Consider the following 12,145-nt stretch of genomic DNA (forward strand, 5'->3'; position numbering starts at 1 on the left):
AACGCGAGGGAGCGGTGCATTCCGGTCGCAGCGCGGTTTAATAACCGCGCGGGGGCAAGTCTTTCATCACCGGTGCCGAGACATAAGGTTCAACGTCAGATCTTACCAACCCGACATCCTTAAGCAACCGGTCATCAAGGTGGCGCAGGTTATTCTTATCTCGATGTTTTCGCTGCACCGACACCAGAGCAACAAGCAGGCGACGGATCGCGGTGCTCACAAAACCGGTGCGGGTTGCATTTGCATCCCCTGCGCTCTGGTCCTGCGGTAACGAGCCGCCAGCGAGAGTCGCAGGAAACCGAATTGTATCATTACAATTTGTCATTATTTCCTCCTGCTTTAAAATTGTGTCGATTTCCTTTTGTCATTGACATTGTAACCCTGTCAAACTAAACATTGTCACCATGACAATATGGACCCCCGATCTTTCATCCGGTAGCGGCCCGGTTTATCGCCGCATCGCGCATGCCATTGGTGCTGCCGTTGAAAAAGGGCAATTGCAGGCGGGTGACCGCCTGCCGACCCATCGAGATTTAGCCTATCATTTGGGTGTGACGGTTGGCACGGTAACGCGCGCCTACCGAGAGGCCGAACGCATGGGCCTTGCCATTGGCGAGGTTGGGCGCGGCACTTATGTCAGCGGGCCAATAGACGTAACGCCGCCTTTATTGCTGCCCGGCCATCCCCGCACCTTTGGCAAAGAAGGCGCGCTAACAGGCGGCGGCGATACCGCCAGCATCGCCCGGCAAAACACCGCGAACGGATATGTTCAATCTGGCACTGCCAGTGCACCGGTTAATTTCGGCACAGCAGACGTATCGTTTACGCAAAACCGCGATTCTCAAACGCCCTATCCGGTAAAACTTGATGACGGGCCAATCAATTTTCGCATGAATTGCCCCCTGCCCCCGCAGGAAACCCACATCAATCAGGTTCTGATCGACATTGCCCAGGGCGGCTCTATTGAAAACCTGATCACCTATAAAACCGAATATGGCATGCCCCATCATCGCCAGGCCCTGGCCAAAATGGCCGGGCGTTTCGGGCTGGACGACAACCCGGACCGGGTTTTGCCAACCGCCGGTGTTCAACATGCCATGACGGTGGCGTTAATGACCTTTACCCGTCCCGGTGATCTGGTTCTGTGCGAAGAAATGACCTATCCCAATCTGCGCAGCCTGGCCGCGATGATGCAGTTTCGTCTGCGCGGCGTCGCGATGGATGAAGAAGGCATTTTACCCGATGTGCTCGACAGCCTGTGTCGCACACAATCGCCGCGCGTCATTTATCTGATGCCAACCCTGCATAACCCGCTTTGCAGCACCATGAGCCACGAACGCCGGATTGCCATTGCCGATGTGCTGCGAAAACACAATCTGTTGCTGATCGAAGATGCCATTTACGGGTTTTTAAATCCCGATTCGCCCCCGCCATTGTCATGCTTTGTCCCCGAACGGGCCATTTACCTCAATGGCATATCCAAAAGCGTTGGTGGCGGATTACGCATCGGCTTTATTCATGCGCCGATCCAGTATATTGCCAAACTGGCCAGCGGTATTCGCACCACCTGCTGGATGACGCCGGGTATCAATCTGGAACTGGTTACGCGCCTGATCAATGATGGCACAGTGGAACGATATGAAAGCTGGCACCGCGAAGAAGCCTCCCGGCGACTGGGGGTTATTCTTGGCAGCCTCAAAGGTTATGATGTGCGCTTCCACCCCACCAATTACTTCATATGGCTAAGCCTGCCCGACCATATTGAAACCACCGAACTGGTGATGAATGCGGCCAATTCGGGCGTGATTCTAACTGCCGCCCAACAATTTTCTGTTGGCGTTCCCCCACGCGGATTGCGACTGTCCTTTGGCGCCGAACGCTCGACCGAGCGGATTCATCACGGAGTCAATATTATCCTGCGCCTGTTACAAACCAGCGAGTTTAGTGACGCACAGGTGATGTAAAATTTGCAATTTCAACAAACAAAAGCTGCAACACCCTTTTTCATACTGAATGATCAATCCAGGATTGGCCCGCCCAATCTTTTAAAAAACCATCCGGCAAGGTCGGCATTGCCTGACCCTGATTTTGCAGCTGTCTCATGAGCGCCATCACCGGCGCATTGGCGAAAATGCTGCGCAATAAAAGGCTCGGACAATGGCACAAGCTGCCAATATAACTGCCGGATAACATCGCGCGCCCGATGCCCCGGCCAGTCGGTCGGTAACAATTGGGCCGGCAGGCCGGGGTCCCGCAAAACCACCTGCTTAAAACCGTGCATCAATAACATGCGCAGGGCAAAAGCCAGGTCTGGCGTGCATTCTGCCGCCAGATCAACCGACAGCAGCGGTTCAAACAAAGCCAGTTTTTGCCGATATTCCTGCTGCAACGATTTCAAATCCCAGGTGGATGCCACCATATCGCGCAAGGATGCGGATTCAGCAATGTCCTGCGTTTCCGCCCGCAACGAAATTGCCGCCGATGCCAGCCCGGTTTCCGTTAAAATTTGCCGGGTCAGCGCCACATCAATCCCGGGATGGGCAAAAACATTGCTGGCAACCACGCCAAAGCCGCGCCACGATAAGATGCGGGCCGCCGCCCTTCTTTGCTCGACAGTAATCGAATGGTTGTCAAACATGATCAAGGTCCACTGCCCGTCCCAGCCAGGCGTCGGGGCGGTATAGAACTGGCGACATCCGGGTTCGATCAAACGCCAGCCCTCCGATGTAACCCGGTAAACCGCCTGCCGCCCCACCCGTCGCGTTTCCAGCCAGCCATCGCGCGACATGCGAAAAACAGCGGTCCGTAAAACCCGTTCACTCACCCCGACGGGCGATAACAGTGAAATCATATCCGCCAAAAAAACAGACTCGCCTCGGGGCCGCAAAACATCACACAGAAAAGTAATCACAACAGCCCGGCTGCTCAGATCAAGCCGGGTGCGTATGGCGTCGAACTGTTGATAGGCAAAGCTGGTCTGGCGGCTCATTTATGTCCTCAAGGGTCATTTCAAATAAAAGATTTACACGTTTTAGCGGTCGTGAACCGGGCAAGCCCGGGTCGCCCTTTCGATCCATATCATCACACATGTTCTCATTTTAAACATGATACACAATTTAGAAAAATCGACAATATTTGTATCACAATGACATAAATTTCGCCGTGAACCCAAAGCGAGGCAAAATTCGGCAAGGCAATGCTTGACCAGCACGCAGACTTGCTTCCAAAATCATTTCGCACCTGCGTTTGCCAAGTTTGCAAATGTCAGGTTTCCGGGGTCCTTACAAAAGAGCGCACATGCCGATTTCCCGCCTTGATGCCGACGATTGCAGTTTTCCGCATTTCCGTATCCGCAGCCCGCAAAAGGACACATCGCCAGAAATTTTCGATTTTACGTCGCATTACCGTGCGGCCGAGGCCCTGAAATTTGGCCTGTCCATGTCAGAACCGGGCTTTAACGTGTTTGTCCTGGGGCTAGACCGGGCAGGGCGCATGACCGCAACGATGGATTATCTGAAAAAATCGATGGAGCGCCTCCCGGCCCCGGCCGACTGGGTTTACCTGAACAATTTTTCACGCAGCAACCGGCCCCGCCCCTTCAGCTTTGAACCGGGCACCGGCCGCAAGCTGACCGAAGCAATGGAAACTCTGATTTCCCATCTGCGCGAGGCCTTTGCCTCTGCCTTTAGTGCCCCGGCGCATTTGACCGAGACCCAGGCGCAAACCGAAGAAGCCCGCCACCAGGTGCGCGATAAATTCGACACCCTGCGCAAATTTGCCCGGGAGCGCGGGCTTGATGTGCAGGAAAACGAAAAAGGCGTCATGATCGTTGCGCTTGATGATGAAGGCGAACCAATCCCGATGGACAAATTGTCCAAGGAACGCCGTGACACCGCCGATGCCGTCTTTGAAGAAGTCGCCGAAGAAGCCCGTAAAACCCTGCTTTCCACCCGCGACCTTGAAGACCAGATTGGCGACACACTTGATAGCCTGCGTCGATCTGCCGCCAGTGTCGTACTTAAACCCCGCATCGAAAAACTGCGCGAGGTTTTCACTGTTCCCGGTCTAAAGGCGTGGTTCGATGCACTTGAGGCCGATATTCTTGACAATATCGACGCCTTTGAGGAACCCGACGATCAGCCATCCATTGATCTTGGCGATGGCAAAATGCCCGAAACGGTCGAAGATCGTTATGCGGTTAATTTGCTGATTGATCATTCCCGCGACGACCACCCCGATGTGGTTCTCGAACCCTCGCCCAGCTATGACAATCTGTTTGGTCAGATCCAGTATCGCCCCATGGCAGGCGGGATGCACCCGCATTTCTCGCTGATCAAACCAGGGGCTTTGCATCGGGCCAATGGCGGGGTTCTGGTGTTACGTGCGGAATCTTTGGTCGAACACGAAGAAAGCTGGAGCTATTTGAAAGCCGCCCTGCGTGATGGCGAAATCCGCATCGAGGAACGGCAAAAATCCGGTCCGCCCACCGCCGGTGCCCCCGAACCCCGCGCCATTCCGCTGGATGTCAAAATCGTCATTGTCGGTGCGCCCAAATATTATTATTCCTTCTTTTCGCTTGATGTCGATTTTCGCAACCATTTCCGCGTCAAGGCCGATATCGACTCCGACATGCCCGCCATCACCCGCAATATCTCCACCTATACCGGGCTTCTCACCCGCTCGGTCAAGGCGCGCTCGGGCATTTCAATTGATACTGGTGCCATTCGCCAGTTGCTAGGCCAGGCCGCACGCTGGGCCGGGGAACGCGACAAAATTTCAGCCCAGATCGAACGGGTTGAAGATGTGGCAATTGAAGCAGGCGCCCTGGCAAAGACAGCGGGCCGCACCACCATTCGCGCCGCCGATGTCAAACGCGCAATCGAAGAACGCCGCCACCGCAACAGCCGCCTTGAAGACCGCTCGCACGAACGGGTTCAGCGCCGTGAAGTCCTGATTGACAGCTTTGGCAGTGTGATCGGCCAGGTCAACGCGCTGACCGTTCTTGATTATGGCGACCACGCCTTTGGCCTGCCCGCCCGTGTCACCGCGCGCAGCTATGTCGGCAATCTCGGTGTGCTCAATATCGAACGCATGGTCGATCTTTCAGGGCCGCTACAGCAAAAATCAGTCATGACGATCGAAGGCTTTTTGAAATCCCGCTTCGCCCAGGAATTTCCGCTTTCTTTTGCCTGTTCCGTCACGTTCGAGCAAAATTACGGCGGCATCGAAGGCGATTCAGCCTCGCTCGCCGAGCTGTGTGCAATTATTTCAGCCATTTCCCAGGTGCCGGTTAAACAAAATATTGGCGTGACCGGATCGATGAACCAGTTTGGCGAAGCCCAGGTTGTGGGTGGCATTTCGCATAAAATCGAAGGATTTTATCGCATCTGTGCCGATCAGGGCTTTACCGGCGATCAGGGGGTTATTGTCCCTGCCGCCAATGCCGAACATATTATTCTGCGCGACGAGGTCGTCCATGCCATTCGCCAGGGTAAATTCAATATCTGGACCATCGACAATATCAGCGACGCCATCGAAATCCTGACAGGAAAACCCTGTGGCGATACTGCCGATGGCAATTACCCGACGGGCAGTGTTTTTGGCAAAGCAATGGAACGTCTGCGCCGCAATGATGTCTTGCTGCGTGAACGTCATGCCTATCCCGGATGGTCTGAATAAAATGTCTCCTCCCCGCCAATCCCCATCTTTAACCCCAATCCGGCGCGGCCTGTATAAAGGTCGCACCGGATTGAGGTGTCACAAAGCCACATCGCCACACAGGCAACGGGCGCAATACCTGTTATGTGCAACGGCATTGGCTGCTTTCATGTTTCAAGCATGGCAGGTTACGCCCGCATACGCACAAAATGCCGATCTGAACACCCGCGCCGACACGGTATCGGGCCTTGAGGCCATTCCCACGGATATTCCCGGCAGCGCGCGGCGCATCACCGATAATCCTGGCCCGGCGACCGGCCCGCTTGATTTACTTAAACTGGCAAAAGAACGGCCCGAACGCGCAAGAAATGCGCCATATGCCACATCATCTCCCCCCGAACCCGGTACAGAATCCGGTGTCGAGCCCGCCGATTTTTTGCTTTCCAGCCGTTACAGAAACGACAGACAGGTAAAATCCGGCACACCAACATCAAAACGCCCGATGAATGCCAATGTGCTTCAGGCATCCATCATGCCGTCCGAGAACGGGCAACCTGCTACAGCCGCGCAATGGGTTCGACCACAATACCAAAAGGCACCCACAGCCAACCCTGTCAACGCGCCGGGCAAACCAAAGCCAGCAGTCACGCCGCCCGCAGCACCACAAGCCGCCCCCGCACAGACCCTGCAAATTATTGCCCCGTGGGGCGGCAATAACGATCAAACCGGCAGTAAAAATGCCATGCCTGTGGCCCAACAGGCTCTCCCCGCATCAATCCCCGCCCAAACACCCGATGCAAAACCGGCTCCATCGGCGTCCTCGGCCATTTTCGCCCTACCGCAGGCAGCACAGGCACCAACACCGTGGGGATCAAACAATGAGCCGTCACCGCTGCCTGCACCAGAGCGCGACACCACGACAATGACAGCGCCCTCTGCCCCGCCAGGCGGTCCCACAACGGCCATAGCGGCGTCACATCCGGCCTCGGCCATACCGCCCAGGCCCCCGGTTTCAGGTGGCGGCTTTGTGCTGCAGCTTGGCGCCTTTCGGACAGCCGTTTCGGCAGAAACCTATTGGGCCAGCTTTGCCATTCGCTACCCGGAACTTGCACGCCAGCACCATCATTACCTGGGTATTGTTGACCTGGGCGACAAAGGCCGGTTCCATCGTCTGCGCATTGGCGGTTTTTCATCCTTGGCACAGGTCAAAGAAAAATGCCGCCAGCTTGCGACTGACGGCACGGCATGTATCGGGTTACCCCAATAGGGCACGACCCGATAAACTTTACCCGGAATTACTGCCCGGTCTTCGCGGGCACCAGCAAGGTGATTTTATCGACAATCAGGGTTGATGCTTCGCGGCACGTGGTCATCAGGGCCGAATGCCCGGTTACGCGAACACGGTCACCAGGGCGAAAGCCCGATGCCTTGTTGGCCAGCGCATAAAGCGTGCCGTCATTGGCCCGAAATGTCACACATTCCTGCCCCTGATCGGTGATTTCGCCCGTTGCGGTGATGCTGTCACGGTTTAGCGTACTGCACGCCCCCAGCATGAGCACCATCGCCGATGTCGCAACAATTTTGACGTGCCTGTTACCCAACCAGAAATTCATTTTTCCACGTCTCCTTGACGGATTTTCATCAAAAACCCCGGATTTAAAGATGTTGTTAATACTCTTGTAACCGAGAGTTTGTAAAAGAACACTTGAGATTCCTTATTTTGTAGCCGTTTCGTCGCCCCGTGTCATTGCCAGAAACAAACGATGGACAACATGAAAGATGTTGATCTTCCCCTTCTGCAATCCTTAATAAAGGCGGCATCCATATGCCCCGATCAAAAATCACGCCAAACTGCCCGTTTGACACCGGAATTGGCCCCGCTGATCAAACAAACCCTTGCCTTGCAAACAAAGTTAAAACAATCAGAAATCCGTGTTCGTCAACTCGAACGCCAGCTTGATACCGATGATCTGACGGGGCTTCACAACCGGCGCGGCTTTATCCGCCTGTTAACGCTGGCCCTTGATGCCAACGCACAATCTGGTTACCAAACCGAAGTCATCATCGCCGATTTAGACGGTTTCAAAGGCACAAATGACCAATATGGTCATGCTGCGGGTGATGCAGTATTGCGCCATGTCGCCCGCCTTATCAAAAGACATCTTGGGGAAAACGATTTTGCCGGGCGTCTGGGCGGCGACGAGTTTGCGATTGCGCTGGTTAAGTGTAACGACAGCAAAGCAATCGCTTTCATCGAACAGGTTAAATCCTGCCTCGGCAAATCACCTGTTTCATGGCAGCATCACCATCTGGTCGTTATGGCCAGTTTTGGCCGCGCCAACAGCAATGACCATGCCAGCATGACCAAACTTTTGCACAGTGCCGACCTGGAAATGTATCGCCATAAACATGCAACACAAACAATTGCCGCAAATCCAGCCTCTCCGACGTAAAAAAAGCAATACCACCAGCACAACCCGGAACGAATAGACCGGTTTATTTTTTTGGGTTTTCCTTCATTATCGTTGCAAGAAGCGCTATCTATACCATTGGCAAGCCTTGATGAGCCTGCATATACCGGTTCACAGCAACATCAAAATAGCGTGGCGGTCATGGAATGACGGAATACTCTTCGGCCGATATTGGCGAAACAGACCGCGACCTTCTGGCCGCGATGGCGTTTTGCTGGGCTGATATGCTGCTGGAAGTAGATGAAAACGGCTATGTTCTTTTCGCGGCCGGTGCCATTGAAAGTTTGCTGGGATGTACGCCTGAACGTCTGGTGGGCGAAGCCCTGGAACAATTGATCATTCCGGCACAACGTCCGCTTTTACGTGCCTATCTGCATAGCAGCACCGGCATCAAACGCCTTGAAGAACTGGATCTTGACCTTCTGGTTCTTGCAACAGAAAACAATACCGGTTCATCCGTGCTGCCCGTATCCGTCAGTGGCTATCTGATTTCGGACCCGGTGGGCCGCTATTTTCTGGCGATACGTCATCGCGCCATCCGCCCCCGGGCGCGCCATGGCATAGACCAGTTGATATTGCAGCAAGGCATGTCGGGCAAAACCCGTCTGGCGCGCAAAAAACCCGTTGGCAACGCGACCGCCCCCCATATCGCGGCATCGCGCTTTAACGACCTTGACGATACGGACACGCCACAAAAAAACGCCCATCACAACGCCGCCCTGATCGTGCTTGAAAACATGGCCGCTGCGCGCCGCCGTGCTGAAACCGATGCTGCCAATGAACTTTCCGACATGATCCGCCAACGCAATCACGAAGATCCGACCGCTGCCGGGCTGGTGCAACGCCCCGGCATGCACGAACCCATGATCGAACTCGAACGCCGGATCGTTGCCTATGCCAGTGCCCTGCGGGCAGACGTGAATGACCCGGCCTATACCAGCCCGCAAAAGGACCAGTCCCCATATGATAAAGCCGCAGATATAGCGGACCCAAACACCCCTTCCGGGCCTGATGGCGCAACAGAGCCGACCCTGCATCGCGATCCTGATGTTCCCGCCGCCAGCACCCTGCCTGGGGCAAATCCGGCCTCTGTGACAACAGACGCCCTCGCCGCAATTCATGCAATTGACGATGAAGCGATTACACATTCCATAACCGAACGTGAAAACAGCCTTGACGAACCGGTTTTTGAAGGCCCCGATTATGACGTGGCACATGCGGTTCATCATCAGAAAAGCGTTGACGGAGACGGCTTTGCCACCAATCTGACCCGCGCTGTTGCCTATGCCTTGAACCGGCTGCATGCACGTCGCGACACCCGCGATGACGTCAGCGCGGCAAAACTGTCGGCCAGCCTGCCCGGATTGATTCAGGAAACGATGAAATCGGTCCGCGCCTTTCGCGAGATTGTCAAAAACGGGTCGTTCACGGTCGCCCTTCAACCAATCGTCAACCTGAGTGACGAACAAACACATCATTTCGAAGCCCTGGCCCGCTTTACCGGAGCAGATGATACCCTGGCGATCGATCAGATCATTCATTTTGCCGAAGGCACCGGACTGATTACTGAATTTGACCTGGCGATGTGTCGCAAGGTTCTCGATTATATGGCATCCGCGCAATGCCCGGCGGGCATCCATATCGCCATCAATCTCTCGGGCCATTCGCTGGAACAGCACAATTTTGACGTCGCCCTGCTGCATGTTCTTGATGAATTTGCCATCGACCCGTCATTGGTGTATTTCGAAGTCACCGAAACGGCACGCATCACCAATTTACGAATGGTCAATGCGACGTTGCAAAAATTGCGGACGCGCGGCCACATGGTCTGCCTGGACGATTTTGGTGCCGGTGCGGCCAATTTTGAATATCTGAGTGCGCTTGACGTCGATGTTATCAAATTTGATGGTCGCGCCATGCAAACCGCTTTGGTCAACCCGAAAGGAAGAGCATTTTTAAAGGCAACAGCATCGCTATGTCGTGATTTGAAAATCCGCACCATTGCTGAAATGATCCATGATCAGGCAACCTTTAAAATGCTGCGCGATCTGGGCATTGATTATGGCCAGGGCTATCATTTTGGCCATCCTGAAACGGTTAGCTTTACCCCGAAAAACAGTCCATTGGCGGACATATGCGACACGACATCCCCCCCGCCAGCAGGAGACCGCCGATGATTTCGCGCCTGATTAACCGTAAAAAGAAATCACTCAGTGAAAAAACATCTGCGCAGCAGCCTGAACATGGCGCAGACCAGCGGGAAAATATCGGGGGCGATATTTTGCAAGAGCGCCACGAAGCGGCCATCAACGGCACGCTAAGCGCACATGACGCCAAAGATGTTGACCTGAACGCCCTGCGATTTGAACTGGACCCATCGACAATGGCGCAGGCAGAAGCCCCGGTCATGGTAATGCGGTCCAACGGAAAACCACTGTTTGCCAACAAAAATGCCATGGGTTTTGCCGATGGCATCCGCGAAGGCCTGTTTCCCGAAATTGTCGCGCTGATTGCACGCGCACTGGAAACACCTGGTGGTGTGGTCGAACTTTTGACATTCGAGGTACAGCGTGGCACGGCAACGCTGGAACTGACCGCCTTGCCGATGCGCGATGACCTTATCTTGTTGCTGCCCCGCGACGTATCAATGGACCGTAACCTGCGCGAAGCCCTGATTGATTCACGCCAGCGCTATCGCGACATTGTCGAGGTTTCATCGGCCTTTGCCTGGGAAACAGATGACAGCGGAAAGTTTGTTTTCGTCTCCCCGCGCGGCGCAATGGATTATCAACCAAAGGCACTTCTGGGTCGGTTACCAATAGAATTCATGATCGAAAAAACCGATCAGGATGCCGAACAGGTCTTTAAAACCACCCGCCCGGTACGCGATATGCCCATCTGGTTTTACCGCGCCAATGGCAGCAGCGCCTGCCTGTCGGTATCGGCAACACCGATTATGAACCGCGACGGCAAATGGTGCGGGGCGCGCGGGCTGGCACATGACATTACCGAACAACGTCAACATGAAACCGAAGTTGCCAATGCGCGAAACCGTGACCGGCTGATCACCTATATTGTCCGCGCCATGCGCGATGAAATCAACCCCACCGAAGTCTTGCGCAACGCCGCCACGGCCAGCACGCGCGCCCTTGCCTGTACCGCCTGCGTTATTTTTCGCCCGGAACACGAAGGCGGCGACATGGTCGAGGTTGCCAGTCAGGGCGATGAAAGCCTGCACAAACTTGCCGCCGACATTTTAAATGAGCTGCCCGCCGATATCGATAACCAGGAAATCGTCAAGGATGATTACTGGGTCAAAATTCGCCGGTGCCACTATCACCATCGGGTCAATGGGGCGGTGGCATTTATGTTTGCAAACGACCACCCCATTCCCAATGAAGGCGAACGGGCGATCATGGATGACGTTGCCGACCAGATCGGCATTGCGATCGAACAGGCCGACAACCACGACCGTATCGTAACCCTATCGCGGACAGATGGTCTGACAGGGCTTTTGAACCGACGCGCCTTTTTTGATGAGCTTAAACGTCGTTATGCCCGGCTGATACATCAACCAAGCCCGGCAGCCCTGATGTATGTCGATATGGACAACTTTAAACTGGTCAACGACGTCCATGGTCATCAACGCGGCGACGAAGCCATTCTGACCTTAAGCCGCCTGTTGCACAACAACACCCGCCCGGGCGACCTTGTGGCGCGACTGGGCGGTGATGAATTTGTTGTGTGGCTGGATGGTGCAGACCGCACTGCAGCCGAAAAACGGGCCAAAGACCTGATTGAAGCCAGTGCTGTCTTGCGCCCGTTATCGGGCCGCGAAGACCGACCGCTGGGCATTTCGCTGGGCATCGCGGTCCACGAAGTTACTGAAACCGAAAATATTGATGATCTGGTGCAACGTGCCGATGACACAATGTATTTTGTAAAAAAACACGGCAAGGGCAGCTATGCCATTGCGGAACCTGTTGGTATGCACACACCAACCAGAACTGACTAGG

The 12,145-nt window shown here is 54.7% G+C and carries 9 protein-coding genes; 6 read left to right on the forward strand and 3 right to left on the reverse strand.

From position 1 onward, the window contains the following. Positions 1-37: 37 nt before the first annotated feature. Positions 38-325 (reverse strand): DUF1127 domain-containing protein, encoded by a 288-nt coding sequence (locus tag AAC086_RS01630; RefSeq protein ID WP_339774466.1) that lies wholly within the window; start codon positions 323-325, stop codon positions 38-40. A 79-nt stretch (positions 326-404) separates the two neighbouring features. Between AAC086_RS01630 and AAC086_RS01635 the strand changes: the two genes are divergently transcribed. Continuing rightward, positions 405-1,964, forward strand: a complete 1,560-nt coding sequence (locus AAC086_RS01635; protein WP_339774469.1) for a PLP-dependent aminotransferase family protein — start codon at positions 405-407, stop codon at positions 1,962-1,964. Between the two features lie 53 nt (positions 1,965-2,017). Here the strand turns inward: AAC086_RS01635 and AAC086_RS01640 are convergent, their stop codons facing one another. Then, positions 2,018-2,989 carry a PaaX family transcriptional regulator C-terminal domain-containing protein gene (locus AAC086_RS01640; protein ID WP_339774471.1) on the reverse strand — a complete coding sequence of 324 codons (972 nt, stop codon included), beginning with the start codon at positions 2,987-2,989 and terminating at the stop codon, positions 2,018-2,020. A gap of 308 nt (positions 2,990-3,297) precedes the next feature. Between AAC086_RS01640 and AAC086_RS01645 the strand changes: the two genes are divergently transcribed. Further along, a complete protein-coding gene (locus AAC086_RS01645) occupies positions 3,298-5,679 on the forward strand; it encodes an AAA family ATPase (protein ID WP_339774474.1) in 2,382 nt (793 codons plus the stop codon). 148 nt (positions 5,680-5,827) lie between these two features. Beyond that, positions 5,828-6,925, forward strand: coding sequence for an SPOR domain-containing protein (locus AAC086_RS01650; RefSeq protein ID WP_339774475.1), 1,098 nt, complete (start codon positions 5,828-5,830; stop codon positions 6,923-6,925). 28 nt (positions 6,926-6,953) lie between these two features. Here AAC086_RS01650 and AAC086_RS01655 read toward each other — a convergent pair whose 3' ends face one another. Further along, on the reverse strand, positions 6,954-7,271 hold the full coding sequence (locus AAC086_RS01655) for a DUF5818 domain-containing protein (RefSeq protein ID WP_339774477.1): 318 nt from the start codon (positions 7,269-7,271) through the stop codon (positions 6,954-6,956). Between the two features lie 150 nt (positions 7,272-7,421). Here AAC086_RS01655 and AAC086_RS01660 point away from each other — a divergent pair, with 150 nt between their 5' ends. The 3 genes from AAC086_RS01660 to AAC086_RS01670 all read left to right on the forward strand — a co-directional run bounded on the left by AAC086_RS01660 (position 7,422) and on the right by AAC086_RS01670 (position 12,144). Further along, a complete protein-coding gene (locus AAC086_RS01660; RefSeq protein WP_339774480.1) occupies positions 7,422-8,111 on the forward strand; it encodes a GGDEF domain-containing protein in 690 nt (229 codons plus the stop codon). Positions 8,112-8,275: 164 nt separating this feature from the next. Then, positions 8,276-10,306, forward strand: coding sequence for an EAL domain-containing protein (locus AAC086_RS01665; RefSeq protein ID WP_339774482.1), 2,031 nt, complete (start codon positions 8,276-8,278; stop codon positions 10,304-10,306). Next, a complete protein-coding gene (locus tag AAC086_RS01670; RefSeq protein WP_339774484.1) occupies positions 10,303-12,144 on the forward strand; it encodes a sensor domain-containing diguanylate cyclase in 1,842 nt (613 codons plus the stop codon). The genes AAC086_RS01665 and AAC086_RS01670 overlap by 4 nt, the downstream gene beginning before the upstream one ends. Position 12,145 lies beyond the last annotated feature (1 nt).

Source organism: uncultured Thalassospira sp., from assembly GCF_963976115.1.
Classification (GTDB): domain Bacteria; phylum Pseudomonadota; class Alphaproteobacteria; order Rhodospirillales; family Thalassospiraceae; genus Thalassospira.